This window comes from Pseudomonas sp. NPDC098740 (genome assembly GCF_044760065.1).
GTDB lineage: Bacteria > Pseudomonadota > Gammaproteobacteria > Pseudomonadales > Pseudomonadaceae > Aquipseudomonas > Aquipseudomonas rossensis.
The window spans coordinates 257,584-282,736 of the sequence record NZ_JBIWAM010000001.1; the positions used below are offsets into that span (position 1 = coordinate 257,584).

22 protein-coding genes and 4 pseudogenes are annotated in these 25,153 nt (G+C 57.8%); 14 read left to right on the top strand and 12 right to left on the bottom strand.

Features of this window, described 5'->3' with window-relative positions; translation table 11 throughout:
* The first annotated feature begins 239 nt into the window (after nucleotides 1-239).
* From ACIQU2_RS01320 to ACIQU2_RS01330, 3 genes are read left to right on the top strand one after another with little or no spacing between them, the layout of a single operon-like run.
* On the top strand, nucleotides 240-1,211 hold the full coding sequence (locus tag ACIQU2_RS01320) for a tripartite tricarboxylate transporter substrate binding protein (RefSeq protein ID WP_403137872.1): 972 nt from the start codon (nucleotides 240-242) through the stop codon (nucleotides 1,209-1,211).
* Nucleotides 1,208-1,702 carry a tripartite tricarboxylate transporter TctB family protein gene (locus tag ACIQU2_RS01325; protein ID WP_403137875.1) on the top strand — a complete coding sequence of 165 codons (495 nt, stop codon included), beginning with the start codon at nucleotides 1,208-1,210 and terminating at the stop codon, nucleotides 1,700-1,702. Before ACIQU2_RS01320 ends, ACIQU2_RS01325 begins: the two co-directional genes overlap by 4 nt.
* A 24-nt stretch (nucleotides 1,703-1,726) precedes the next feature.
* On the top strand, nucleotides 1,727-3,235 hold the full coding sequence (locus ACIQU2_RS01330; RefSeq protein WP_347804456.1) for a tripartite tricarboxylate transporter permease: 1,509 nt from the start codon (nucleotides 1,727-1,729) through the stop codon (nucleotides 3,233-3,235).
* 867 nt (nucleotides 3,236-4,102) lie between these two features.
* Here the strand turns inward: ACIQU2_RS01330 and ACIQU2_RS01335 are convergent.
* From ACIQU2_RS01335 to ACIQU2_RS01370, 8 genes are all read right to left on the bottom strand, one after another.
* Nucleotides 4,103-4,522, bottom strand: coding sequence for an organic hydroperoxide resistance protein (locus ACIQU2_RS01335; protein WP_403137877.1), 420 nt, complete (start codon nucleotides 4,520-4,522; stop codon nucleotides 4,103-4,105).
* Between the two features lie 248 nt (nucleotides 4,523-4,770).
* A complete protein-coding gene (msrA, locus tag ACIQU2_RS01340; RefSeq protein WP_403137879.1) occupies nucleotides 4,771-5,277 on the bottom strand; it encodes a peptide-methionine (S)-S-oxide reductase MsrA in 507 nt (168 codons plus the stop codon).
* Nucleotides 5,278-5,587: 310 nt separating this feature from the next.
* The gene (locus tag ACIQU2_RS01345) at nucleotides 5,588-6,580 is read right to left on the bottom strand and encodes a LacI family DNA-binding transcriptional regulator (RefSeq protein WP_403137882.1); all 993 of its coding nucleotides are present in this window, start codon (nucleotides 6,578-6,580) and stop codon (nucleotides 5,588-5,590) included.
* A gap of 75 nt (nucleotides 6,581-6,655) precedes the next feature.
* Nucleotides 6,656-8,158: a glycoside hydrolase family 32 protein gene (locus ACIQU2_RS01350; protein WP_403137884.1), complete on the bottom strand. Its 1,503-nt coding sequence runs from the start codon at nucleotides 8,156-8,158 to the stop codon at nucleotides 6,656-6,658.
* A complete protein-coding gene (locus ACIQU2_RS01355; RefSeq protein WP_403137885.1) occupies nucleotides 8,155-9,300 on the bottom strand; it encodes an ABC transporter ATP-binding protein in 1,146 nt (381 codons plus the stop codon). Before ACIQU2_RS01355 ends, ACIQU2_RS01350 begins: the two co-directional genes overlap by 4 nt.
* Nucleotides 9,301-9,327: 27 nt before the next feature.
* Complete coding sequence (locus ACIQU2_RS01360; RefSeq protein ID WP_347805226.1) at nucleotides 9,328-10,170, bottom strand: carbohydrate ABC transporter permease; 843 nt, start codon at nucleotides 10,168-10,170, stop codon at nucleotides 9,328-9,330.
* Complete coding sequence (locus ACIQU2_RS01365) at nucleotides 10,167-11,129, bottom strand: sugar ABC transporter permease (protein WP_347805225.1); 963 nt, start codon at nucleotides 11,127-11,129, stop codon at nucleotides 10,167-10,169. The genes ACIQU2_RS01360 and ACIQU2_RS01365 overlap by 4 nt, the downstream gene beginning before the upstream one ends.
* 21 nt (nucleotides 11,130-11,150) lie before the next feature.
* Nucleotides 11,151-12,425, bottom strand: a complete 1,275-nt coding sequence (locus ACIQU2_RS01370) for an ABC transporter substrate-binding protein (protein WP_403137888.1) — start codon at nucleotides 12,423-12,425, stop codon at nucleotides 11,151-11,153.
* 168 nt (nucleotides 12,426-12,593) lie between these two features.
* On the opposite strand from ACIQU2_RS01370, the gene ACIQU2_RS01375 reads away from it, so the two are divergent.
* Entirely contained in the window at nucleotides 12,594-14,159 is a 1,566-nt protein-coding gene (locus ACIQU2_RS01375; protein ID WP_347805223.1) for a carbohydrate porin, read from the top strand.
* Between the two features lie 65 nt (nucleotides 14,160-14,224).
* Complete coding sequence (locus ACIQU2_RS01380) at nucleotides 14,225-15,133, top strand: carbohydrate kinase (protein ID WP_403137890.1); 909 nt, start codon at nucleotides 14,225-14,227, stop codon at nucleotides 15,131-15,133.
* Nucleotides 15,134-15,280: 147 nt separating this feature from the next.
* Here the strand turns inward: ACIQU2_RS01380 and ACIQU2_RS01385 are convergent, their stop codons facing one another.
* Complete coding sequence (locus tag ACIQU2_RS01385) at nucleotides 15,281-15,703, bottom strand: histidine phosphatase family protein (RefSeq protein ID WP_347805222.1); 423 nt, start codon at nucleotides 15,701-15,703, stop codon at nucleotides 15,281-15,283.
* 17 nt (nucleotides 15,704-15,720) lie between these two features.
* On the opposite strand from ACIQU2_RS01385, the pseudogene ACIQU2_RS01390 reads away from it, so the two are divergent.
* From ACIQU2_RS01390 to ACIQU2_RS01405, 4 genes and pseudogenes are all read left to right on the top strand, one after another.
* Nucleotides 15,721-15,969, top strand: a pseudogene (locus ACIQU2_RS01390) (ParA family protein); the annotation flags it as partial.
* A gap of 166 nt (nucleotides 15,970-16,135) precedes the next feature.
* Nucleotides 16,136-16,351 (top strand): hypothetical protein, encoded by a 216-nt coding sequence (locus ACIQU2_RS01395; protein WP_403137892.1) that lies wholly within the window; start codon nucleotides 16,136-16,138, stop codon nucleotides 16,349-16,351.
* Nucleotides 16,352-16,513 (top strand): annotated as a pseudogene (locus tag ACIQU2_RS01400) (LysE family translocator); the annotation flags it as partial. It abuts the gene before it with no gap.
* Between the two features lie 532 nt (nucleotides 16,514-17,045).
* Nucleotides 17,046-18,083, top strand: a complete 1,038-nt coding sequence (locus ACIQU2_RS01405) for a GGDEF domain-containing protein (RefSeq protein ID WP_347805220.1) — start codon at nucleotides 17,046-17,048, stop codon at nucleotides 18,081-18,083.
* A gap of 76 nt (nucleotides 18,084-18,159) precedes the next feature.
* Here the strand turns inward: ACIQU2_RS01405 and ACIQU2_RS01410 are convergent, their stop codons facing one another.
* The gene (locus ACIQU2_RS01410; RefSeq protein ID WP_403137894.1) at nucleotides 18,160-18,843 is read right to left on the bottom strand and encodes a helix-turn-helix transcriptional regulator; all 684 of its coding nucleotides are present in this window, start codon (nucleotides 18,841-18,843) and stop codon (nucleotides 18,160-18,162) included.
* 64 nt (nucleotides 18,844-18,907) lie between these two features.
* Nucleotides 18,908-19,123: pseudogene (locus ACIQU2_RS01415) on the bottom strand (hypothetical protein); the annotation flags it as partial.
* A 284-nt stretch (nucleotides 19,124-19,407) separates the two neighbouring features.
* Between ACIQU2_RS01415 and ACIQU2_RS01420 the strand changes: the two are divergent.
* The 5 genes and pseudogenes from ACIQU2_RS01420 to ACIQU2_RS01440 all read left to right on the top strand — a co-directional run bounded on the left by ACIQU2_RS01420 (nucleotide 19,408) and on the right by ACIQU2_RS01440 (nucleotide 23,348).
* Entirely contained in the window at nucleotides 19,408-20,040 is a 633-nt protein-coding gene (locus ACIQU2_RS01420; RefSeq protein ID WP_403137895.1) for a CDP-alcohol phosphatidyltransferase family protein, read from the top strand.
* Nucleotides 20,027-20,626, top strand: coding sequence for a lysophospholipid acyltransferase family protein (locus ACIQU2_RS01425; RefSeq protein ID WP_403137897.1), 600 nt, complete (start codon nucleotides 20,027-20,029; stop codon nucleotides 20,624-20,626). The genes ACIQU2_RS01420 and ACIQU2_RS01425 overlap by 14 nt, the downstream gene beginning before the upstream one ends.
* Complete coding sequence (locus tag ACIQU2_RS01430; protein WP_403137900.1) at nucleotides 20,623-21,570, top strand: phosphatidate cytidylyltransferase; 948 nt, start codon at nucleotides 20,623-20,625, stop codon at nucleotides 21,568-21,570. Before ACIQU2_RS01425 ends, ACIQU2_RS01430 begins: the two co-directional genes overlap by 4 nt.
* A gap of 164 nt (nucleotides 21,571-21,734) precedes the next feature.
* Nucleotides 21,735-22,256 (top strand): annotated as a pseudogene (locus ACIQU2_RS01435) (MCP four helix bundle domain-containing protein); the annotation flags it as partial.
* A 438-nt stretch (nucleotides 22,257-22,694) separates the two neighbouring features.
* Nucleotides 22,695-23,348: a methyl-accepting chemotaxis protein gene (locus tag ACIQU2_RS01440; RefSeq protein WP_403138300.1), complete on the top strand. Its 654-nt coding sequence runs from the start codon at nucleotides 22,695-22,697 to the stop codon at nucleotides 23,346-23,348.
* A 105-nt stretch (nucleotides 23,349-23,453) separates the two neighbouring features.
* On the opposite strand, the gene ilvD is transcribed toward ACIQU2_RS01440, so the two are convergent.
* The gene (ilvD, locus tag ACIQU2_RS01445) at nucleotides 23,454-25,136 is read right to left on the bottom strand and encodes a dihydroxy-acid dehydratase (RefSeq protein ID WP_403137902.1); all 1,683 of its coding nucleotides are present in this window, start codon (nucleotides 25,134-25,136) and stop codon (nucleotides 23,454-23,456) included.
* Nucleotides 25,137-25,153: the final 17 nt, after the last annotated feature.

Here is a 25,153-nt window from a genome sequence, read left to right on the forward strand (position 1 = left end):
TTCCAGAACATCAGTGCAACCAGGGCGACCAGTGCCCCGGCGTATCCCGCCCGAGGTTCACCTGCCTGGTTCGAGCGGGTCCGGTTCAATCGTCGCGTGACGATAGTGAATTCGTTAAATGCTGTCTCTCTAACCATGGCCTACGCTTATCCGCAGGCCAATGTTCATTGAACAGGGTTCGCTCCCTGATCGACGTTCACCCCGGCACCTATAAAAACAATGCAATCGGGAGACAACTTATGTCCGCTTTGTTCCGTCGATTCAGCCGCTGCATCGCAACGGCCGTTACCGCAGCTGCGCTCGCAACACCGGCCTTTGCGCTGGACACCGTCAAGTTCATGGCCCCGGGTTCTGTGGGTGGCGGCTATGACCAGACCGCCAGGGTTCTGGGCAAAGCCTTGATCGAGGCCAACACGGCCAAATCCACCACCTTCGAGAACAAGGGCGGAGCAGGGGGGACGTTGGGGCTGGCGCAGTTCGCCAACAGCACCAAAGGCGATCCGAATGCGCTGCTGGTTGTCGGTGCGATCATGGTCACTGCCATTGAACAGAACAAGCCGCAAATCACCTTGAAGGACGTGACGCCGATTGCCCGGCTGTTTACCGAATACAACGTGATCGCCGTCCGCAAGGAGTCTGAGTTCAAAACCCTGGAGGACTTGCTGAAAGTCTTCAAAGACAAGCCGACCAGTATCTCCTGGGGCGGTGGCTCCAAGGGGTCGATCGATCACATCGGCATTGCCGAATTGGCCGCAAAAATGGGTGTCCCGGTCAACAAGGTGAATTACGTCGCCTTCGCGGGCGGGGGTGAAGTCGTTGCTCAGGCATTGGGCGGGCAGATCAAGGTGATCACCGGTGGTTATGCCGAGCTTGGCCAATACATCAGGAACGGCCAGTTCCGAGTACTCGCCATCGGCGCGCCAGAACGCATTGAAGGCATCGATGCACCGACCCTCAAGGAGAAAGGCTACGACGTGACCATCGGCAATTGGCGGGGTGTTTACGGTGCCGCGAACCTCACGCCTGAGCAGCGCAAAGAAGTGATCGACGCTGTCGTGGCCGCCACCAACAGCAAAGTCTGGAAAGACAATATCGACACCAACAAATGGTCACCCAACGTCCTGACCGGCGATGAGTTTGGCAAATTCGTCGACGAAGAGCATGTGCGACTGCGGGCGATGCTGGTCGAGGTCGGGCTGGTTTCGAAATGACTCAGCCTCGCGCAATAGTGCCGGTGCAACTGGCGATTGGCGTCGGAGTGATTGCCATCAGCGCCGTGTTGGCGGTGGGCGCATTCCGGTTTCCTCCCGAGATGGGCTTCGTCATCCTGGGAGCCCACGTCTATCCGTACGCCGTCGCGGTGTTCCTGGGCGTTGTCGGTCTGTTGCTGTGTTATCAGGCCGTCACCGGTGGTTTTCGCGAGCTGGCAGACCACAGCGACGAAGCTGCCCAAGCGCTGCCCGGCGGCAAACTCGGCGCAGCCTGGGTGACGGCGGGGCTTGTGGGGGTGGCCGTGCTGATTAACCTCATCGGCTTCGTATTGGCCGCCGGGCTGCTGTTTGCCTGTTCGGCGCGGGGTTTTGGCAGTCGTCGACCGGTGAAGGACCTCGCTATCGGTATTGCCTTGACCCTGCCGATTTACTGGCTGTTCAACGCCGGGCTAGGGGTTTCCCTGCCGCCCCTTGTCAACGCCTGGATCTGACCCGGGCCAAAGGAGGTAATCAAGGTGGAAACTCTCGCGAACCTGGCCATTGGTTTTTCCGCTGCGCTGACACCGATCAATTTGATGTGGGGCTTTATCGGCTGTTTGCTCGGCACCGCCATTGGTGTCTTGCCGGGTATTGGGCCGGCGCTGACGGTGGCGCTGCTGCTGCCGATCACCGCCAAGGTCGATCCCACGGGCGCCCTGATCATGTTCGCCGGTATCTATTATGGCGCTCAGTTCGGAGGCTCGACCACTTCCATCCTGCTCAATACGCCCGGTGAATCGTCCTCCATGGTCACGGCCCTGGAAGGCAATCTCATGGCGCGCAACGGCCGGGCAGGACCGGCCCTGGCAACGGCCGCGATAGGGTCATTTGTTGCCGGCACCATCGCGACGGTGTTCCTGACGTTGTTTGCCCCGATTGTTGCCACGCTGGCGCTCAAGTTTGGTCCTGCCGAGTATTTCGCAATTCTGGTGTTGTCCTTCACGACGGTGTCTGCGGTACTCGGCGCTTCGATGCTGCGCGGTTTTGTCTCGCTCGGGATTGGGCTGACCATCGGCTTGATCGGCCTGGACTCGACATCGGGCATTGCCCGCTACACCTTGGCGGTGCCGGAGTTGGTTGATGGCATCGAAGTCGTGCTCGTGGCGGTCGGTTTGTTTGCAGTGGGTGAAGCCTTGTACAGCCTGCTTTATCAAAAAGAAGAAGCGTCCGGTCGGCACCGCTTGACCTCGTTGTGGATGACGCGCTCTGACTGGAAACGCTCGGTCCCCGCCTGGCTACGGGGCACGTTGATCGGCTTTCCCTTCGGGTCGATTCCGGCCGGTGGCGCTGAAATTCCGACGTTCCTGTCCTATTCGGCGGAACGCAAATTGAGCAAGTACCCGAAAGAGTTTGCGGGCAACAAGGGCGAGGGGGCGATTGAGGGGGTTGCCGGTCCCGAGGCGGCCAACAACGCGAGCGCGACGGGTTCTTTGGTGCCACTGCTGACGCTCGGCATCCCGACGTCCGCCACCGCGGCGATTCTGTTGGCCGCGTTCCAGAACTACAACCTGCAGCCGGGGCCGATGCTCTTCCAGACTTCAGGGGAACTGGTTTGGACCCTGGTGGCCTCGCTGTATGTCGGCAACGTGATCCTGTTGGTGTTGAATCTCCCGCTGGTGGGCCTGTGGGTCAAGCTCCTGCAGATTCCCCGGCCGTACCTGAACGCCGGCATTCTGGTGTTTGCCACCATTGGCGTGTACGGCATGCGCCATTCCTCCTTCGATCTTTTGCTGATGTTGGCGATTGGTTGGGGCGGCGTATTGATGCGCCGTTTCGATTTTCCCGTCGCACCCGTGATCGTCGGCATGCTGCTGGGGCCGATGGCCGAAAAGCAGCTGCGCAATGCGTTGTCCATCAGCGAGGGAGACTGGCTGGTGTTTGTGACGCAACCGATATCGGCCGCGTTCCTCGCGCTGACGCTGCTGGTGCTGGTGATCCCGCACCTGCTTCACGCCCGCGGTATCAAGTTGCATGAGGACGATTGAGCGAACTGGCCAGCGCAGCCTGCCGGGAAGGCAGGCTGCACGGGTAATGCTGTTCGCTTAAGCTCGGTGTTTCCAGGCATACACATGCGTAGCGAGGGGGCGGTGGATCAAGAGCGAGGCGGCCGACCTGTATTTTGTTGATCGTGTGCATATCCATTCCTGCGGTAACGGCTGCTTAGGGTTCCGCCCTTACGGCGGGTCACTTTGGAAAAGAACCGGAATGCCGGCCCAGCCCAAAGTAACCAAAGGGTTCTTGCCCCTTTCGTTCGGCCCTTCGCCTAGGCTCAGGGTGCCCTCGCTCCGGTCCTGCTCCGTGGGCCCGCCGCCATCGGCCATCCATGGCCGGGGGCGGCTAACCCGGCATCCATGCCGGGTTGCCCACTGCGCAGAACCTCCATTCGGCCTCTCGAGGGGGCGTGCACCGCAAACGCCAAAGCGAGGCGGCCTACCGGCCGACCTGGCTTCAAATGAACGCATTTCCCTGTAGGAGCTGTCGAGCGAAGCGAGGCTGCGATCTTTTGATCTTGCTGTGGCTGTGGCTGTGGCTGTGGCTTTTGATTTTGATCTACTGCCCCTTTCCCAGAGGCCGAACGCAGGCGTTGCGCAGGGGGCACCGCGGCAAGGATGCCGCGGTAGCCGCCCCCGGCCATGGATGGCCGATGGCGGCGGGCCCCCGGAGCAATGCCTTCGTTACGGCATGCCGAGCCTGGGCGAGGCACCGAATGGCGGGGCAAAGCGCTTTGGTTACTTTCGCGCTTTTCGAAAGTGACTCGCTGTAAAAGCGAAACCGCTAGCCGCCGTGACCGCAGAAACGGATATGTACCCCAACCTTAAGTGAACAGCATTAGGCCGCACGAGGTGCTTTGGCTAAACCAGATTGATCGTGACGTCGATGTTGCCACGGGTCGCTTTGGAGTACGGGCACCGCTGGTGGGCGCCATCCACCACCGCCCGTGCGACAGCAGGGTCCAGACCCGGAAGGCTGACATTAAGGCGCGCCTGGAGGAAAAAGGCGTCCTCGGTCTTGCCCAGGTCCACTTCGGCATCGACGGCAACGTCGCTCGGCAGGGTCACCTTTAATGCCACAGCCGCCTTACCCATTGCACCGATGAAACAGGCCGACCAACCCGCAGCCAGCAGCTGTTCGGGATTGGTGCCACTCCCTGGCGAGCCAGGCGCGGAAAGCTTGACGTCCAAACGTCCATCGTCGCTACGCGACTCGCCGTTACGGCCTCCGGTTGTGTGGGTCTTGCCGGTGTAAAGCACGGTATCGATTTCATTGATCATGAGGTGGCTCCTGCTGGTGTGTTGGGCTCTTTAGCCTGGGTTCATCGGAGAACGCCAGGTGTGCGACGCCGCCCACTTTTTCACCTTCATGTAATCCGTATGTGTCCTGATCCGGCGATTGTGTATTGCTGTGTAAGATCGCCAGCGAACATACAGAGCGATACAAATCATCTTGCCTCCTGACCCTTCGCAGATGCGCGTGAAGCCGTTATTCGCGAGGGGCCGTTACGCCGTTTTTGGCCTCACCATCACCCTCGTTTAGGCAGTTTCCAGTCTGGCCGAATGAAATGGCAGGTGTAACCGTTGGGGTAGTGTTCGAGGTAGTCCTGATGTTCCGGCTCTGCTTCCCAGAACGGGCCTGCGGGAACGATTTCAGTCACGACCTTGTCGGGCCACAAGCCAGATGCATCAGCGTCGGCCACCGTATCCTCGGCCACCTGCTTCTGTTCATCGTTGAGATAGAAGAGTGCCGAGCGGTAGCTCATACCCACATCGTTGCCCTGACGATTCGTCGTCGTCGGGTCGTGGATCTGAAAGAAAAACTCGAGGATCTGGCGATAGCTGATCTGCTCCGGATCGAATACGATCTCGATCGCTTCCGCGTGCGTGCCATGGTTGCGGTAAGTCGCATTGGGTACATCGCCGCCCGAGTATCCCACCCGCGTGGATACTACGCCGGGGTAGCGTCTTAGCAGATCCTGCATGCCCCAGAAGCAGCCACCGGCCAGGATGGCAGTTTCAGTTCTCGTCGTCATATACGGTCCCTCCCATCAGTGAATTTGGGATCAGGTATCAATGTACCTCATGCGCTTTCGCTTTTTGGCCGAAAGCGCTCACTCCGTCCGCGGCCACCGATCCTCGATTGCATACCACGGCGCTTTCGATGCAACGCACACGTGTTTCTGTTTTTCACTCAGAAACGGCGTATCCACCGTGCCTATCGCCACGGACATCCAATCCGAATACTCACCTTTGGAATCAGACCAGAACAGCGAAGAGCCGCAGTCGCCACAGAACTGGCAAATCGAAAGCAAGCGGGCGTGCAATCACCGAATGAGCTAATTCTTATAGTGATGCCCTGACCACTAATGGACAATCAACTGGCTGAGCTCCCGATACCTCAATGGTCTCGATCAGGTGCCGGGCAGCCTTACGACCGATCTCGTAGTACGGCAGTTGCACCGTCGTCAACGGCGGGATGAACAGCTCAGCGATACCGATCATGTTGTCATAGCCGAGCACGGCGACATCGTCGGGGATTTTCAGGCCTCGGCCCAACAACAGCTGATAGGCACAAAACGCAATGCGGTCGTTGCCACAGATCAGAATGTCAAATTGGGGACGACCATCAATGATGTGCAGGTCGAGGATGGCTCCGGTTTCACCATAGGCATCATGATCGGAAAGGTCGTATTGCAGGAGTGCGTCAGGCGCAAGGCCGAATGCCTGACAGGCACGCAGCAAGCCTTTTTGTCGCAGGTCCCAGGCCAGACTCTGTTTTGGCAGATTGATACACAGAGGGCGCCGATAGCCTTGGCTCAACGCGTGATGTACGGCTCGATACTGCCCCGTTTCGTCGTCGGGCACATAACTCACCAGGCGACTGTCATCCGCCAGGCAATTGGCGAGTACCAGGGGTTTGCTCTTCAAGCGCTCGGGAATGCACACCTGGCGAAATCCCATGGCGCTGAAGATCAACCCGTCGGGACGGTGCGACAACATCAGGTCGATGTTCTGGTCGGTGGGCGGGTTGCTCAACAGGTTAAGGATGAACACATTCCAGCCCGCCTGCTGTGCGGTCTGTTCGATGGACAGCAGCAACTCGACCGCGAACGGTGTGGTCGCGGTGTCCAGCGCGAACACACCGATGGTGCGCGACTGGAGGTTGTCGCCGCGCATCCTGCGCGCCGACAGGCTCGGTACGAATTGCAGTTCATCAATGGCGCGACGTACCCGCTGAAGGGTTTCGGGGCTCAGTTTTTCCGGGTTGTTGAGCGCTCGAGAAACCGTCATCAGGGATACGCCGGCCAGTTGTGCAACGTCTTTCACTGAAGTCATGCGAGGCGAAACCGGTCAGGTTGACGCAGAATCATGACACATGGCCCGCGCTTCTCGCGACTCGAATGACGCTGCTCATAGCCATCCCGAGGCGAGCGGCCATGCTCTGGGAATGGAGACACGTCCGCCACTCCCGCTTGCAAGGAGCTTCACGCCCAGACTGTCAGGCCGCGGATAGAGGCGACTGCTGAGGCTGAAGCGTCCGTTTTCGTCGAACACCTCGATGGACGAGCGATCGAGGAACACACGCAGTTCCAGCTGCCCTTGTGTTGGGTCTATCGCCACGCTGCGCTGACCGGTGACTTGCGCACCCGAGCGACTGCGGTCAAGCACCAGACGCTGCAGTGATGCATCGTAGTAGAGCAGGGTTTCTTCATGGCCATCATCGCTGCAGCGCAAGGCAATTCCCAGATGGCCGTCGCTGCAGCCGAGCAGATCCAGATGCACATGGATTTCGAGCATGTCACCATTCACTTCCGGCACCCACTGGGTTCCCGACTCACCCCACCAGAGCGTGCCCGGCAATGGCGCTTTGCGCAGAGCGGTGAGCTCCTGTGCCGGATACACGCAAAGGCGATCGGCGCACAGTTCAAGTTCGCGCGGCAAACTGAGCATGCCGCACCAGTGATGGGCCTTGGTCGGCATCGGGCTTTCCCACATGTCGAGCCACGCCCACACAAGGCGTCGACCATCGGCGGCCAGTAGCGTTTGCGCTGCATAGAAATCATGACCGTTATCCAGCTCGATAAAAGGCCCGCCCGTGAAGTGCCATTCGTTGTCGAGTCCGCCCACTCGGTAACCCGTCTGGTACTTGTTGAGCCGTTCGTAACCTTGGGGTGACATGCCTTGGGGGGAGTACAGCAGCACATCGCGCCCGTTCAGTCGGAACAGATCCGGGCACTCCCACATATAGCCATCGCCCTCGCTGCCGCTAGACACATAGTCGAGGAACTCCCAGGTGTGCAGATCGGTGGAACGGTACAGCGGGAGCAACGGCACATCGCCCAGACGTGCGCCGGCAATCAGGTACCAATCGTCATCTTCCTGCCATACCTTGGGGTCACGGAAGTGCATGATCGTGTCTTGCGGCGCGGTCTCGATGACGGCGCCATGCTTGACGAACCGGATGCCGTCGATACTAGTGGCCAGGCACTGGACTTGACGGATCGAGCGCTCGTCACCCACTTCCCCCAGCCAGGTGTGCCCGGTGTAGATCAGGGCCAGGGTATCTCCACACACCACCGCGCTACCGGAAAAACAACCGTCACGGTCGAAGTCATCGCCGGGCGCCAGCGCAATGGGCAGATGCTGCCAGTGGACCAGATCGGCACTCTTGGCATGCCCCCAATACATCGGGCCCCATTTCGCTTCGAAGGGGTGGTGTTGATAGAACACGTGGTATTCGCCACGAAAGTACACCACCCCGTTAGGGTCGTTCATCCAGCCCGCAGGAGGGGCAAGATGATAACCGGGCCGATAATCGTCGATGACGTGAGACAGACCATCACTCAGCGCATGCTGCGCAAGGTCAAGGGCGGAAGACATTGGGTCGTTCATGGGATTCAAATACACAGTCATAGGGCGCTTGCTCGTGCCGAGCGCAGAGAGACGCCATCCGGCAGGGTTTCAATGGCTTGTGGGTGGCGCCTCAAGGCCGCGCCGTCGGCGTCGAACAGGTGCAGGTTGTCGATGTCCAGCTGCAGCTCAACCCGATCGCCCGCTTGCCATCCGGCGCTGACTTCGCAACGACAGATCAGTGGCTCGTCTTGACCTGTCTCGAGGTGCACATAGGTTTCGCTGCCCAGGTATTCGACCGCGGTAACGACGACGCCAGCGGCTCCATCCGCCGCCTTGAGCGACACATGCTCCGGGCGAATCCCCAGGCTCAGCTGCGTGCCCGTCGTCAGGTTCGAGCTGTCGAAGGGCAGGGGTGTGATACCCCATACGAGGGTATCGACCAGGCTGGTTTCGCCTGACGTCTGCAGGCGCGCCGGCAGAAAATTCATTCTGGGCGAACCGAGGAAACCGGCGACAAAGCGACTGGCCGGGCGTTCATAGAGTTCGCGCGGTGAGCCGACCTGTTCTACGCGGCCGCCATTGAGCACGACAATTTTGTCGGCCAGGGTCATCGCTTCAACCTGATCGTGGGTGACGTAGATCATGGTCGAGCCCAGCCGATCATGCAGTCGGGCAATTTCGTTGCGCATCTGCACCCGCAAGGACGCATCCAGGTTGGAAAGCGGCTCATCGAACAACAAAATGTCCGGTTCCCGGGCCATGGCTCTGCCCATGGCCACACGCTGACGCTGCCCACCGGACAGTTCCTTTGGCTTGCGTTGCAGCAGTTTGTCCAATTGCAGGATTTGCGCCGTTTTCAGCACCCGCTCGCGCAAGCTGCTCTTTTCAGTCTTGGCCAGTTTGAGGCCAAAGCTGATGTTGTCGTAGACGCTCATGTGCGGGTACAGCGCATAAGACTGAAACACCATGCCGACACCACGCTCGCGCGGTTCGAGGTCGTTGACCCGACGCCCGTCTATCAGCAGGTCGCCGGCGCAGATCGAGTCCAGTCCGGCGATCAGTCGCAGCAGGGTCGACTTCCCGCAGCCCGAAGGGCCGACGAACACCACGAATTCACCCACCGCGATTTCCAGGCTGACGTCGCGAAGAATCCGCATGCCGCCCAATTGTTTGTTCACATTGTCCAGTTTCAATTTGATCACGATGCTGTTCCTTGTCTTTGTTGGGCATCAACCCTTTAACGCGCCGGCAGTGAGACCGGAAACGATTCGGCGCTGGAAGATCAGCACCAGAATCACCAGTGGGACGGTGACCACCACCGAGGCGGCCATCAACAACCCCCAAGGCAACTCATGGGGACTGCCACCGGAAATCAAGGCGATGGCGACCGGAACCGTGCGTTGCGTGTCGGTGAGGGTGAAGGTCAGGGCAAACAGGAACTCGTTCCACGCTGCGATGAAGGCCAATAAGCCGGTGGTGACCAGTGCGGGCCAGAGCAGCGGCAACAGCACGCGGGTCAGCGTGACCCAGGGCGAGGCGCCATCCATGATTGCCGCTTCTTCCAGTTCATGGGGCAGTTGTCCCATGAACGTGGTCAGCACCCAGACGGTGAAGGGCAGGGTGAAAATCGTGTAGCTCAGGATCAATGCCCAGGACGTGTTGTACAGGCCCAGGGCGCGGATCACTTCGAACAGCCCCGACAGTACAGCGACCTGGGGAAACATCGACACGCCGAGAACCATCATCAGTACCGTGCCACGCCCACGGAATTTCACCCTTCCCAAGGCATAGGCGGCAGTCACACTGAGGAACAGCGCCAGCGTCACCACGCAAAGCGCAACCACCAGCGAGTTACCGATAGCCCGCAGGAATGAGGCTTGGTGGAGTACCGCCGCGTAATTGGAGAAGTCGGGGCTTTCGATCCAGTAGCTCACCTCGAACAAAGCGCTGGACGGCTTCAGCGAAGTCACGATGGCGTAGTAGAAGGGGAAAACCGCATACAGCAGCAACACCCCGATCAGACACCAGAATCCGAGGCGCACCAGCGCTTTTTTCAGTAGGCGCAGGTTCATGACCGGACCTCCAGTTGACGGCGTCCGAGGTAGAGATAAAGCATGGCAATTACCGCAACCACCAGAAACAACAGCGTCGAGGCCGCGCTGCCGTAACCAACGTCCTGGAACTCCACCAGGTGCTGGCGGGCATACACCGACATGCTCATGGTGCTCGATGAGTTCGAGGTCAGCACATAGATGACGTCGAAAACCCGCAGGGAGTCGAGGATGCGGAAGATCGCCGCCACCAGCAACGCGGGCATCAGCAATGGCAGCGTGACACGCCAGAACACCCTCAGCGGATGAATGCCATCGACCCTGGCGGCTTCGTAGCAATCGCTCGGCAACATCTGCAAGGCAGCCAGCATCAGCAGCGTGACAAAAGGGACGGTCTTCCAGACGTCGACGATAATCACCGCCCACATCGACAGGTCCGCATCTGCGGTCCAGGCCAGGGGCGCGTCAATCAGGCCGAGGCTCAGCATCAGGTGATTGATGATGCCGAACTGGTCATTAAGCATCCATGACCAGATCTTCGCCGAGACAATGGTAGGAATTGCCCACGGAATCAGAATCAACGCGCGCACCAGAGAGCGGCCGGTGAACTTGATGTTCAGCAGCAACGCCACCAGCAGTCCCAGTACGACTTCCAGTCCCACCGACACCACGGTGAAATGCAAGGTGTTGCGCACTGCGTTCCACCATTGAGGATCGACCAGGATGCCCGACCAGCTGGAACCGTTGTGGAACAGATAATTGCTCAAGCCGACGAAGGATCCGCCACCAGTGTCCGCCAGGCTGGCGTCGGTCAGGCTGAACCAGAATGTGCGCAGTAGCGGCCAGGCCGCCACCAGGGCCAGACACAGCAACATCGGCGTCAGAAATAGCCAGGCAGCGCGTACGCGGCGACGTTGTACGGGCGTTTCTCTGGTGAGCAGGAGCTCGTCACAGGGGGCATGGGTAGTAGAGACAGACATGGTGATTTCCTTCCTTGTGGCTTACCAGTTCCGGCGTTTGATGCGCGTGAGTTCGCTTTCCAGTTCGGCCAGCGCCTGATCGACAGGCAACTCGCCCGCCAGCACGCCATGCACTCGATCGAAGAACGCATTGGAGACTCGTGGATAGCGATCGGCAGTTATGGATGCGGGGCGCATGACCCCATCGTTGAGAATGCTGAACAGCTGACTGTAATAAGGCATTGCCGCGAGCAGTTCGGGATCTTGATAGAGCGACTCGATAACCGGGTTATAGGCACCGATCAGGGCACGATGTTTTTGCTCTTGGGCACTGGTCAGATAGCTCACCAGCTCTGCGGCAAGTTTTGGATGGGCGCTGTAACGCGATACCGCCAGGCCCCAGCCACCGACGGTGGATGCATGGCTGCCGGTCTTGCCGCCCCGGGGCAGGGGAGCGACCCCAACCTTGTCTTTTACGGCACTGTCCTGGCTTTGCACCAGGGCCCAGACATAAGGCCAGTTACGCATAAACAGCGCATTTCCCGATTGGAATACGCCACGTCCTTCTTCCTCGGTGTAATTGAGTACGCCACGCGGGGAGATGTCTCCTACCCAGCTTTTCGCCAGGGCCAAAGCAGTTCTTGAGGCCTGACTGTTGACCACGATGTCACCTTGTGGATTGACCAGTCCGCCTTCCGGTTGGCTGCTGATCCACTCCAGCGCATTACACGTCAGACCCTCGTAGGCGCGTCCCTGAAAGATGTATCCCCACACATTGGCGTTCCCGGCGTTGCGCTCAGCCTGTTGAATATCCTTTGCGGTAGAGGTCATTTCCTCCCAGGTCTGGGGAACCTGCTTGTCGTACTTCTCGAGCAAGTCCTTGCGGTAATACAGCAGGCCTGAATCGGTGAACCACGGCATCGTCACCAGCCGTCCGTTCACCGTGGCGTTATCCACCTGTGCCTGGAAATAGCCTTGGGTCGCGTTGGCGGGAAGCACCTCGCGCAGATCCATCAGATGTTTGGCCAGCATTCCCGGCCACACCATATCGATTTGAATGATGTCGATGTCAGTGGACTGCGCACTGAGGATCTGTTGGTAGAACGACAACCTCTCGGTCGCCGAGTTAGGCGTGGAAACTACCTCGACGTTGTTGCCAGTCTGTTTCGACCATTCCTCGACAGCCTCCTTGCAGAGTTGTAATTCAGCACCCACCGCACCGCACGAGATCGTCAAATCCACTGCGCTCGAGACAGACGGAAATCCGGCACAGAGGGTGAGCAGTGCTGCTGGAAGGAGAGATTTCAGCTGTTTCATAGAGCCCCCTTTATTTTTGTTTTTAGAAAAGTTAACGTTAACATCGCCAAATGTAGCAGCGTATTTGCGATGAGGCATCCTTTTTTTCGTCGATTGCGACAATTCACAACTCACGAAAAATGGCCGGTCGCGGGAACAAAACAATAAAAACAAAACAGGGAAATCCACATGCAGAAAGCATCAGGCTGGCTACTCGCAGGCGTGCTCGGCACATCGGCGGCAACCTCTCAGGCCGCGACTCTGGAAGAACGCATGGCCGCGTTTGAAGCTCGTACCAGCGCAGCGGAAAAGCGTGCAGCCGCAGCCGAACAGCAAACCCAGGCACTTGCCAGGGAGCTGCAGCAGATCAAACTGACCACTCCCGCCTTGCAGTCCGTTGCGTCTACCGCAGCAGCCCTTTCGGCGCCTGCTTTGGACACTCGACTGGCAAAACTCGAAGCCCGTCAGCAAAGCATGGAAAAGCAGGGCAGCAGCGGACACCTCACTGACGGCTTCAGCTTCAAGGGCTACGCCCGCTCCGGATTGCTGATTAACGATGGGCTTGGTGGCGGTCGTGGCGGCCCATATACAACCCCTGCTGGTTCAGTCGGTGGTGCCGTCGGGCGACTGGGTAACGAAGACGACACCTACATGCGCATAGACCTCTCGAAAGAATCCTATGCGCAGAACGGCACCCGTTCAAAATTCACGGTGTCCATCGCCGATGGAGTGGAAAGCTCCAATGACTGGACGGCCGACGAAAGCAACCTGAACGTGCGGCAGGTATTTACAGAGCTCGACCATCTCGCTGCCTTCAAGGGCAATTCAGTGTTCGAGAACGCCACCTTGTGGGCGGGCAAGCGATTCGATAGAGACAATTTCGATATCCACTGGCTGGACTCGGACATCGTCTTTCTGGCCGGTACGGGGGGTGGTATCTACGACGTGCAGATGAACAAGAACTGGAGCTCGAATTACTCCTTGATCGGGCGTAACTACGGAGATTTCAGTGAGGGCGGTGTCAATGCCGATGTGGAAAGCTACATCCTGACCTCCAACCAGTTCTTCGATAATGGTCAGTGGCAGTGGATGTTCAATGGCATTGGCTCAAAGAAAAACGACTTCGGCACTCGCCGCAATGAAGCGGGCCTGACGCCTGCGGATTCCGGCTTGCACAGCATGCTGGCCAATCACCAGAAAAACTTTTTCGGCAGGGAAGGCTTCTTCAAAACGGCACTGCTCTATGGGCAAGGTCTGGGGGCAGAGGTCAAGAACATCGGTTCGGATGGCGAACTGATCGACGACGCCCGCGCTCTGCGTCTGGCGCTTTATGGTGAGACACCAATTGCACCGGGCTGGCGTATCGGCCCCAGCTTGTTGGCCGAACAGAGCAAGGACAGATACGTCAAGGGTGACGACTACCGCTGGATGACCCTGAACGTGCGGTTGGCCAATGAAATCAACAGCAATTTTGAGATGGCCTACGAAATGAGCTGGCAAACCATGGACCTCGACCCCAAGGGCTACATGCAACGCAATGCGGTCGACGGTAACTTCTGGAAATTCACGGTCGCTCCGACATTCAAGCCTGACTTTGGAGACCTTCTCACACGTCCCGAATTGCGAGTGTTCGCAAGTTTCATGAACTGGTCTTCGGATCTGGACAGATACAGTTCCACAGACAACTTCGGCAAGACGGACTTCAACGCCGGAGGTGTGTGGCAATACGGGATACAAATGGAAACCTGGTTTTAATAGTTGAACGCGTCCGGCCGATCAGCCAGCAGTTATCCCTACGACAAAAAATTGAGGAAATGACGATGGTATTGCCTCGCGCAGTAGTATTTGGCGAAGCCCTGACTGACCTTGTCCAGGGTGTCCCTGGACAGTGGAAAGGCTATCCAGGCGGCGCTCCCTGGAACGTGGCACGAGCGCTAAGTCGCTTGGGCGTCAGCAGCGCCTTTGCGGGTTCTATCAGTACGGACTCTTTGGGCGACGAGATAGCCTGGCAATCAGAGACGGCAGGCCTGGATATGCGATTTATCCAACGGGTAGACCGAGATCCCTTGGTCGCCATTGTTCCATCGAGCCGTCCGCCAAGATACTTTTTTGCTGGAGAGGCCGATCTGTTTTTTGATCCAGATCTGATGCCCGAAGGATGGAGCAACCAAGCAGAGCTGTGTCATTTCAGCTGCATCAGTTTGGCTCGACAGCCACTCGCAGACAGGCTGGTTAAAATTGCTCAGCAGGCCAAGGAAACCGGTAAACGGATTAGCTATGATCCGAACTGGCGCAATTTAATGGATAGCCATTATCGGGAGCAGACCTTCCCTACGATGACTACTCTTGCTGACATGATTAAGCTTTCCGACGAAGACCTTCGGCAAATTTATCCAGGGCTGACCGAGCACCAGGCAATGGATGAACTTCGCGCTCTTAATCCTCAGGCACAGATCCTTTTTACCCGAGGGGAACACGGGATGGTTCTCCACACCCCGGACAGCCAACTCGAGCAGCCAGCTATTGCCGTGAAAGTGGCAGACACGGTTGGAGCAGGAGACGCTTGTATGGCTGGTTGGTTGGCTGCGGAGTTGCTGGGGATCGCAGACTTGGGAGAGCGCTTGCGATTTTCAGCGGCTTGCGCATCCATATCTTGCCGCCATGCCGGAGCCCATGCTCCTGCGCTAGCTGATGTGGAAGGTTTACTGGAGCTGCTAACACATACCTGACCATGGCCTTGTCCTGAGCCGTTGGCTTGCTGGTGTAGGGCTTTCGTTCTGATTCAGGTTTGGCTGCATAGGTCGTTACCGCTTCAGGATCGCGCTGTAGCTTTTCTTGAACTTGAGACTCCAGCATCGTACGAAGATGTGTGTGCCTTAACCCTGATTCATTCGATAGGTCGTCGCGCCCCAGTAACGGTTACCGTTGCTTTTTTTGCGAGTCCATCCGGCAGCTTCCAACTGCTTCGCGATCATTCGATTCATGAATCCATGACCGAGCAGAAGCACTGCCCCTTCGCTGGTAAGGGACTGAAGTCGTTGAGCTGCCGTATTAGCTCGTGTTCTGGCCTTACGGGCAGACTCGACCTTCCCTGAGAACCCGCACAACCATAAAATTCGAAGAATAAATGCCCACGTAAACGGTGAAAGGCGCGGCAGTGTCCATCGTCCATAGGGCAACTGCGCCTCGCAGAAAATCTCATCTATAAGGGTGGGCTGAAGGCCCAGCGCCCGAACAGATGTCAGCGCCCGGGGCGCACTGCTCGACACGATCACTTTGGCGGTAACGGCCAGCTCCATGGGGACGCGATAGTATCAATCACAATGAATTACTGAAAGTGGAAGGGGTGGTGGTCAATCAGTTCACCGGGCATACCGGCTTGCACCAAAATCTCGTTGATGAGCTGTTGGCAGAAGGTTTGCCTGTGCTACCGGTTTACCTGAGCAGCTCCGTCAAGATGCGCGAATCTCACGAAGTTTCAGTACCCATCATCCATTTGGCCCCTCGGCATAAGCTTTCTCGGGAGTTTTTTTGTTTACTGGATGCTCTGGAGCGAGCCGCTTAGCTTCATCAATGACGGGTTGCTACAAGGGTAATCGACCCCTCTGGTTGTCCCTCCAGCTAGCGTCAAATGAGCCGGAGCCGGTGATTCAAGCCAGTTCGTGCAGCTGAAATACTGACGAAACATTCTGGCCATATGATTCGCGTCACTGAAATCCAAGGAGTTGGAGATGAATCGACCATCAAGAAGCATGCGCAAACTGCTCGACTCCGTCGCCACTAACAATGAGGTAGCGGCGCTCGATATGATGCGCGCAGTAGAGCAGCTTCAAGACGAAGTGCTACGCCAACGGTTGCTCAACATGATTCACCGACTTAACCAGGACGCTATTGACTTACGAACGGCGCGTGACAATATCCAGGGCGCAGCCATAAAGCTCGCGTGATCGGTCTCGGTGACGTCTCTTGGTCTGTATGCCGCACTGGTCTCTTGGGCCAAGGGCGTGTTGACCCGTCCCGAGCTATCCCGGTGGGTCAGCCGGGTAGTTGGGTCGACGTTCATCTGCTTCGGAGCAGCCATCCTGACCATGCGTCGACAGGCTGCATAAGAGGAGGGCGGTTAGGTACCGATTACCGCAGCACAGGCGCCAAAACATCACTACTGAGTTGATGCAGAGCCTGCCTCTTTCAAGCCAGGGTAATCATCGAGCGCAGGGCTAGACTCACCATCGTCCATTGGCTCGCGCACTGATTTATGTATCACTCCGGCTTCAGCATCCGCACGCATCTGATCGAGCTCCCTGTGAAATGCCTTTTGGGTACATGCCTGGGATGATTCCGTGATCGACAGGAACGCAGGCAGTGAGAGAGTACAAAGCTACGATCCCTTTTCGATTTCCAGCGTGCTGATCATTGGTTGTTGACATCTACATGGATATCCATGGCTGGATCGGCTTGAACGCATAAGAATGGTGATGTGATAAAGGTGATTGAAAGCCTTATCTCCTTGAACGCGAGAGTTCGGTCTATAGCTAGTCCGACAGGTAGTAGGGACACCTTATGTATGGCTGCTTGGCGTACGTAAGGATATGCTGCCCCCCGACTTCATATATGCCAATAAAAACCAACCACAGTGACGTTATGAGCCAACCAGAGACGCGTGCGACTGCCCTAACGCTGTATCCAGAGGACTCCCGCGAGGCGGCGGCTCTGCTGAAGCAGGCCGTACCACTGATGGTGCGTCACAACATTCCGCCAAATCCCGTGCACTATGCTCTCTGGTACACCTACAGCAAAGGTCAGGAGCCAGAGCTTAATCGTCATCTGGACAGGCTGGTCAAAGACTTCGACTGTTTCCCTCCCGAATCTGCTACGAAGCTTTTTCGCGATTACATCATTCGTGACGAATTGGAGGAGGCGCGCGCAGGGCAACAACAAGCGATTGATCTGGTTGACGACATGGAGCGTAATGTCTCGCGTAGCGTGAATGGCAGTTTCAACTTTCAAGCCAGTCTTGGCCATTGCATGGAAATGCTCGCGGAGCCGGTCGACAAGAGATTACCCGCCATTCTTAGCGAGCTGCAACAGAGCACCCAGGTCATGCAGGATCAGCAAGAGCTGTTCCTCTCCCAGCTGCACTCAGCGCAAAATGAAATTAAGAGTCTGAGAGACAAGCTCGAGCGAGCCCAACTGGCTGCATCTTTGGATGGGCTGACTAAGGTGTTGAACCGAGCTACGTTCACTCGCTTGCTGGAGCATGCATTGATCAACGCTCCTCTTGGGGTGGCATTGGTCATGTTGGATATCGATCATTTCAAGCAGTTCAATGACCGGTATGGCCATCCTTTGGGCGACCGCGTACTTGAGCATGTTGGTCAGGTGTTACGGAACTCAATCCCGCCTCTGGCCCTGGCGGCACGCTATGGTGGTGAAGAGTTCTGTGTAGTCCTGAAAGAGTGTTTTGATCTCACCAGTGCTCATACTTTTGCTGAGCAGCTGCGCATGAAAATTCAGGCGCTGCGGATCAAGGTTCGTGGCACGGATGAGGTGCTAGATACTGTAACTGCGTCTTTTGGTGTCGCCATCGCCAAAGCTGGTGACGATGTGGAAAGCCTTCTGACTCGTGCCGATGATGCGCTCTATCTAGCCAAGCGCAGCGGGCGCAACCGAGTGAGCTGAAAAATCATTGATGTATTTTATCTTTTTAAAACTGCTGTCTAGAAAAGCGGATATGTCGAAGAAGGGCTTTTACGAATCAATCCGGTGAATCATCAGCCCGATCTGTTCGATCAGAAGGCCCGGAGTTATCAGGCTCGCCGGCCTTTTCTACGAGTGGTCGCAGTTTGAATCGACAGACATTCCCGCCGCGCACCATGCACTCCGTGTGATCGACTTCACCACCGCCTAACGCTCCGATCAACGCCAGGTCCAGTTCGCAGACCACCGGGTGGGCCGCGGCCAGGCGGTGGAAGACGCAGTTATGCGCGACGATTTCCTTATCGTCGGACGAGCGAAAAAACACCTCTGCTTCGTATCCCGCCTGGTTCATGTACTGCACGATTCTGGCTTCGTCAACCACCTGATGTTCGCGGTCCTGGGCCAGTTTTCGGCCCATGCTGCGCATCAGTGAAGCCAGGGCATCGTGGCCGATGATGTCGGCCACTTCCTCGATCAGCACACTGGCCAGCATCTGATATTGGCGAGGGAACTGCTCGCGCGCATGGTCGGTGAGCCGATACAGCTGCTCCGGACGCCGGCCCGTCGGCCGGGTTTCGCCGCGCAGCACCAAGGCGTCACGCTCAAGCGCCGCCAGATGCTGGCGAACCGCGGTGCGTGTCACCGAAAGATGATCAGCCAACTCGTCAATGCTCATGCCGCCCGCATGGTGCAGCAACGCATTGAGCAGGTCCTGCTGTGTACGGCCCAGTCCTTCCAGCATGGTTTGCCCTCGCGCGGTATCAGAACTTGTCCGGGAACTGCTTGACCAGTGCGGCCGTCAACGCGTCAGCGGCGACTTTGGCTTGCTGTTTGTCCGCTGCCTGGTTGGCGATCGCGTAACTTCTGATCCAGAAAATATGCTCGACCCAAAGGTCGCGCAAGACCAGGCGTGTGGTCAGCGCGGCGCTGTCGGCGGAGGCTGGAGCGGCGGGGGTGTTCTGACTCCAGGCCGGTTGAGCACAGAACGCCAACAGCATTAAAGCCAGGGCTTTGATATTCATGACGGCACCCCCTGGTGATGGGATTGTTCGACAATATCAATTAAAGCATATGAATATGTTTTTATTGGGCGCAGACCAAATTCGCGGATCAACGGAAGTTAAAAGGGGAAAGTAGGGGCACCGTAGCCTGGATAACCGGTGCCCCCCGAAGTTTAAGCTCGGAACAGAGTTCCAAAAAATTCGATAACACCGCCAGCGGTTTTGCATATTGCTGGGTGTAGTCAGCGCGACTCGCCATTACAATGCAACACGTAGTAGCTCATCATTTATAGGGATATTGGCTAGTGGATGACAACAGAAGGCCCATCAAGACGCGCTCTGCGGGCTGGGCAAAACGCATCACCGACATTCTGGTGAAAAGAGACATTTCCCCCAATCAGATATCCGTCGCCAGCATCGTCTTCGCGTTTGCCGGCGTCGTGGCGCTCAATATTGATAGCGGTGTCATTGGATCGATCTGCTGCGCGATCGGCATTCAGTTGCGCCTTCTGTGCAACCTCTTCGATGGGATGGTGGCGATAGAGGGCGGCAAGAAGTCCGATATCGGCAGTCTCTACAACGAATTCCCGGACCGGATTGCCGACAGCCTGCTGATCGTAGGGTTGGGGTATGCCATTGGGCAATCCGACCTCGGGTGGTTTGCTGCCCTGGCGGCGGCACTGACTGCTTATGTCAGGGTGTTCGGCGGCTCGATTGGCCTCAAGCAGACCTTCATCGGCCCTATGGCCAAGCAGCATCGAATGGCCGTGATGACCGCAGGACTGCTGCTGAATGCCATCGAAGCAAGCGTTTATGGCACTCACTACGTACTGTTGATCGCGCTGGCTGTCATCGCCATTGGCTCAGTCGCAACCTGCGTCAGGCGAACGCTGGCGATCGCCAGGCAGCTGAAAGGGGCCGACCATGTGGATCAGTAATGCGCTGATTTCTGTTCTTCGACTGCTGATTGGCGTCACGGCCAGATGGGAGAGCCCGCCGGATCTCACGCGTCAGCGAATCTATTTCGCCAATCACACCAGTCACATGGACACCTTGGCCATCATTGCGGCCCTGCCGCCCGAGGCCAGGTTAAATGTGAAGCCGATCGCCGCTGCCGATTACTGGGGAAAGAACCGGATTCTGTCGTACATCTCCCAGAAAGGCCTGAATGCCGTGCTGATTGACCGTAAACCGGCGCCCGGTAAAAACGCGCTGGAGCCCATTTTCGATGTGGTGCAGGCGGGTCATTCGATCATCTTTTTTCCGGAAGGCACTCGCTCATCCGAGGCACTGCCCGGGGAATTCAAATCAGGTCTTTACCGGTTGAGCGAAACCTTCCCCGATGTCGACCTGGTGCCGATCTACCTGGAAAACCTTCATCGCTCCATGCCCAAAGGCAAACACGTCCCTCTGCCGATCATCTGCACGATCCGTATCGGCAATCCGATGGAAAGGATTGCTGGCGAGGATAAACAGGTGTTTCTGGAACGCGCGCGTAACGCCATTGTAGGGCTGTCGAAATGAGTCTTGAAGCAAAGTTTTTGTGGTTCTTTTTTGGATTGGCGTGCTTGCTGGCGATTGCTTCGCTGGCCGGTCGATTGCTGGCCCGGCGGGCCAAAACGGAAGGCGCTGTCTCGACCATCGAAAACCTCAATCAGCGCGTGAATGCCTGGTGGGGGATGGTCATCATCTTCTTCGCTTCCTACCTGCTGGGCGGCAATGCAACGGTCGTTCTGTTCGGTTTCATCTCACTGTTTGCGCTCAGGGAATTCATCACCCTGACGCCGACCAGACGAGGTGACCATAACGCCCTGTTTTCGGCGTTTTTCATCCTGATCCCGCTGCAATACATTCTGATCGGTACGCACTGGTATTCGATGTTTACGCTGCTGATTCCGGTGTATTCATTCCTGCTGTTGCCGGCGATTGCGGTGCTGAGCCAGGACACTGACGGCTTCCTGGAAAGAACGGCAAAGATCCAGTGGGGCGTGATGATCTGCATTTATTGCATCAGCCATGCGCCCGCACTTTTGCTCCTGGATCTGAAAGGATTCACGGGCCAAAACGCGCTGCTGCTGTTCTATCTGGTGTTTGTCGTTCAGTTGAGTGACGTGTTGCAGTACGTGTTCGGCAAGCTCTTCGGCAAGCACAAAGTAGCGCCGCTGGTGAGTCCGTCAAAAACGATCGAAGGACTGGTCGGTGGAGGCCTGTCTGCAACGCTGATTGGCGGCTGCATGTTCTGGATGACCCCCTTCAGCTTCTGGCAGTCACTGATGATGTCGTTCGTCATCGTGGTGATGGGTTTTCTCGGTGGGCTGGTCATGTCGGCGATCAAGCGCAGTTTGAGCGCCAAAGACTGGGGAACCATGATCAAGGGCCACGGCGGCATGCTCGACCGGATGGATTCGATTTGCTTCGCCGCGCCGATCTTCTTTCACCTGACGCGATACTTCTTCTCCGCTGCCTGATTCAGGCGCCCTCAAAACCGAAAAAACATACCGCATGTCGTAAAGACATGCGCGTATGGACATTCGCTTCATTAACCACTCGTGCCGGTCGATAACCTTTTCAGCAAACCAATCCGCAGTTGGCTTTACGCCACTGACAAACGTGCTGAGAGAGGATCCACAGAGTGTCCATAAAATTACGTTTGATTCTGCTGATTGGCACCGGGCTGATTACCGCGTTGATCATGAGTCTGGTCAGTTACCTGGGAAACACCCAGATGGCTGAGGCGGTGAATGACAATGAGGTCAGTATGGCCGTGCTGCGCAATCACCTCGAAGCCGACATGATGCACGATGCATTACGCGCCGACGTGCTGTCCGCGATGTTGGTTGGGTTGGGCAAAAGCACCAGCAGCAAAGCCGAGGTGCGCAGTTCCACCGAGGAACATGCAGCGAATTTTCGTGAAATGCTCGGTGAAAACCTCAAGCTGCCGGTTAACGACACCCTTAAAACGGGCCTGAATAAGATCAAGCCCAGCCTCGATACCTACATCAGCGCAGCCGAACGCATCGTCGCGCTGGCGCTGGAAAATCCGGAAGCCGCGCAGCAACAACTGGGCAATTTCAGTAGCGTATTCAGCCAGCTGGAAGATCAGATGGCCGCGCTCAGCGAACTGATCGAAACCAACACCCAACAGACCAGTGCCGACACTCAGAAAGTCATCAGCAACGCCAATTTCACCCTCGGCGGTGTCCTCATCGCCAGTCTGTTATTGCTGCTGGCCCAAGGGCGCTCGGTGATGCTGAGCATCATGGGGCCGTTGAAAACCGCCAGCCGCATCGCCGAGAGCATCGCCCATGGCAACCTGAGCGAACCGATTGTCGAGCCCATTCACAACGACGAAGCGAGCGCCCTGATTCGCAGCCTCGCGACCATGCAGCGCGACCTGCGCGGCATGATCGAAGTCGTGCGCAGCAACGCCCACGGCGTGAGTGGCATGAGTGAACAATTGAGCAGTGGCTGCCACGAAGTGGCCGGCAGCAGCCAGCAGCAAAGTGTAGCCGCCAGCACCATGGCAGCGGCTGCCAGCGAAATGACCGCGAGCATCGAGGAAATCACCCGGCATGCCGAGCGCGCACTGAACATGGCCAATCAGGCCGAGGCACTGGCCAAGGATGGCGGTCGTGTGATCCATCAGGTGGTCAACGACATGGACGGTATTGCGCGTTCGGCGCAGCAATCGGCCCAGGTGATCCGCACGCTGGACAAGGAGTCCGAAGGGATTTTCAGCATCATCCAGGTGATCAAGGGCATCGCCGACCAAACCAACCTGCTGGCGCTCAACGCCGCGATCGAAGCCGCTCGTGCCGGTGAGCAGGGCCGTGGATTTGCCGTGGTGGCCGACGAAGTGCGCAGCCTGGCGGGACGCACCAGCGCCTCCACCCAGGAAATTGCCACGATGGTGTCACGCATCCAGCAAAGCACCCGCGAGGCGGTGACCAGCATGGAGGCGGGCGTGGCGCAGGTCGACAAAGGCATGGCCGTGACTGCCGACGTCGAGCGCGCCATCCGCGAAATCCTCGACGCCACGCTGAACACCACGCAACTGGTCAATGACATTACCCGCACCATCGGTGAGCAGAGCCTGGCCAGCAATGAAATCGCCCATCAGGTCGAAATGATTGCCGGCATGTCCGAAGGCAACAGCAAAGTCATTGGCCGGACCGCCTCGACCACCGATGAGTTGTCCACCCTGGCAGGCAAGCTGTCGCAGTCGGTGGATCGGTTTCGGCTTTGATGCGGGGCTAAAAGATCGTAGCCTTCGGCAGCTCCTACGGGGTTTGCGTACATCCGGGACGTACGCGATCGATGTAGGAGCTGGCGCAGCCTGCGATCTTTTGATCTAGAGGTACTTATCCGTCACCGCGCCTTCCGAGGCGCTGGACACGGTCTTCGCGTACTTGGCCAACACCCCGCGTTTGTACTTGGATTCCGGGCGCACCCAGCGGGTCTTGCGCTCTGCCAGTTCGGCGTCGGAGACATCGACCGTAATCTGCCGTGTTTCGGCGTCGATGGTGATCTTGTCGCCGTCTTCAATCAGCGCGATCGGCCCGCCATCAAAGGCTTCGGGCGTGATATGGCCCACCACAAACCCATGTGAACCGCCGGAGAAACGGCCGTCGGTGATCAGCGCAACGTCCTTGCCCAGCCCCTTGCCCATGACCGCCGACGTCGGCGAAAGCATTTCGCGCATGCCGGGCCCTCCCTTGGGGCCTTCGTAGCGAATCACGATCACATCGCCGGCTTTGACTTCGCCGTTGAGGATGCCGGCCAACGCGCCTTCCTCTCCGTGATACACACGAGCTGTGCCTTCAAAGCGCAAGCCTTCCTTGCCGGTGATCTTGGCCACGGCGCCGGTGGGCGAAAGGTTGCCGCGCAGCACCACTAAATGGGAGTCTTTTTTGATCGGTTGGTCGAAGGGCAGGATCACGTCCTGGCCTTCGGGGTAGTCGGGCACGTTTTCCAGGTTTTCGGCCAGGGTTTTGCCGGTGACCGTCAGCGCATCGCCATGCAGCATGCCGGCGGCGAGCATGCGTTTCATCAGCGGCTGGATGCCGCCGATGGCCACCAGTTCACTCATCATGTATTGACCGCTGGGGCGCAGGTCGGCCACCACCGGGGACACCTTGCCCAGCTCGACGAAATCATCCAGCGTAAGCTCGACATCCACGGCATGTGCCATGGCCAGAAGATGCAGCACGGCATTGGTCGAGCCGGCGAGGGCGATTACCACTCGAATGGCATTTTCAAAGGCCTTGCGGGTCATGATGTCGCGCGGTTTGATGTCTCGTTTAAGCAGCTCCATGACCTGCTGGCCGGCGCGGAAACTGTCCGACGCCTTGTCGCTGCCGACGGCCTCCTGAGAGCTGGAACCGGGCAGGCTCATGCCCAGCGCCTCAATCGCAGAAGCCATGGTGTTGGCGGTGTACATGCCGCCGCAGGAACCAGGGCCTGGAATCGCCACTTCCTCGATTTGTTTGACCTGAATCTCGCTGATATCCCCCCGCGCGTGCTGACCCACGGCCTCGAACACGGAGATGATATCGGTGTGGCCGGCGCCCGGCCGGATGGTGCCGCCATAGACGAAGATGGAAGGGCGATTCAGTCGCGCCATGCCGATCAGGCAGCCCGGCATGTTCTTGTCACAACCGCCCACGGTCACCAGACCGTCAAAGCCTTCGCAGCCGGCCACCACTTCAATGGAATCGGCAATCACTTCCCGTGACACCAGCGAATACTTCATGCCTTCGGTGCCGTTGGCGATGCCGTCGGAAATGGTGATGGTGTTGAAAATGACGCCCTTGGCACCGGCGGCATTCGCGCCTTTTTCGGCTTCAATCGCCAGTTTGTCGATGTGCATGTTGCAGGGCGTGACCATCGCCCACGTGGAGGCGATGCCGATCTGCGGTTTCTTGAAGTCCTCGTCCGTGAAACCCACGGCACGCAGCATGGAGCGGCCGGGCGCGCGCTCCACGCCGTCGACCACTTGGGAGGAATATTTGCGCAAATCGTCTTTGTCGCTCATGACTGCTCCTCATAGGC

Bases quoted from the DNA above. Each gene is read 5' to 3' on its own strand.
- ACIQU2_RS01320 (WP_403137872.1), top strand. From the start codon at position 240: ATGTCCGCTTTGTTCCGTCGATTCAGCCGCTGCATCGCAACGGCCGTT.
- ACIQU2_RS01325 (WP_403137875.1), top strand. From the start codon at position 1,208: ATGACTCAGCCTCGCGCAATAGTGCCGGTGCAACTGGCGATTGGCGTC.
- ACIQU2_RS01335 (WP_403137877.1), bottom strand. From the start codon at position 4,522: ATGATCAATGAAATCGATACCGTGCTTTACACCGGCAAGACCCACACA.
- msrA (WP_403137879.1), bottom strand. From the start codon at position 5,277: ATGACGACGAGAACTGAAACTGCCATCCTGGCCGGTGGCTGCTTCTGG.
- ACIQU2_RS01345 (WP_403137882.1), bottom strand. From the start codon at position 6,580: ATGACTTCAGTGAAAGACGTTGCACAACTGGCCGGCGTATCCCTGATG.
- ACIQU2_RS01350 (WP_403137884.1), bottom strand. From the start codon at position 8,158: ATGACTGTGTATTTGAATCCCATGAACGACCCAATGTCTTCCGCCCTT.
- ACIQU2_RS01360 (WP_347805226.1), bottom strand. From the start codon at position 10,170: ATGAACCTGCGCCTACTGAAAAAAGCGCTGGTGCGCCTCGGATTCTGG.
- ACIQU2_RS01365 (WP_347805225.1), bottom strand. From the start codon at position 11,129: ATGTCTGTCTCTACTACCCATGCCCCCTGTGACGAGCTCCTGCTCACC.
- ACIQU2_RS01370 (WP_403137888.1), bottom strand. From the start codon at position 12,425: ATGAAACAGCTGAAATCTCTCCTTCCAGCAGCACTGCTCACCCTCTGT.
- ACIQU2_RS01375 (WP_347805223.1), top strand. From the start codon at position 12,594: ATGCAGAAAGCATCAGGCTGGCTACTCGCAGGCGTGCTCGGCACATCG.
- ACIQU2_RS01380 (WP_403137890.1), top strand. From the start codon at position 14,225: ATGGTATTGCCTCGCGCAGTAGTATTTGGCGAAGCCCTGACTGACCTT.
- ACIQU2_RS01385 (WP_347805222.1), bottom strand. From the start codon at position 15,703: ATGGAGCTGGCCGTTACCGCCAAAGTGATCGTGTCGAGCAGTGCGCCC.
- ACIQU2_RS01395 (WP_403137892.1), top strand. From the start codon at position 16,136: ATGAATCGACCATCAAGAAGCATGCGCAAACTGCTCGACTCCGTCGCC.
- ACIQU2_RS01405 (WP_347805220.1), top strand. From the start codon at position 17,046: ATGAGCCAACCAGAGACGCGTGCGACTGCCCTAACGCTGTATCCAGAG.
- ACIQU2_RS01410 (WP_403137894.1), bottom strand. From the start codon at position 18,843: ATGCTGGAAGGACTGGGCCGTACACAGCAGGACCTGCTCAATGCGTTG.
- ACIQU2_RS01425 (WP_403137897.1), top strand. From the start codon at position 20,027: ATGTGGATCAGTAATGCGCTGATTTCTGTTCTTCGACTGCTGATTGGC.
- ACIQU2_RS01430 (WP_403137900.1), top strand. From the start codon at position 20,623: ATGAGTCTTGAAGCAAAGTTTTTGTGGTTCTTTTTTGGATTGGCGTGC.
- ACIQU2_RS01440 (WP_403138300.1), top strand. From the start codon at position 22,695: ATGGCCAATCAGGCCGAGGCACTGGCCAAGGATGGCGGTCGTGTGATC.
- ilvD (WP_403137902.1), bottom strand. From the start codon at position 25,136: ATGAGCGACAAAGACGATTTGCGCAAATATTCCTCCCAAGTGGTCGAC.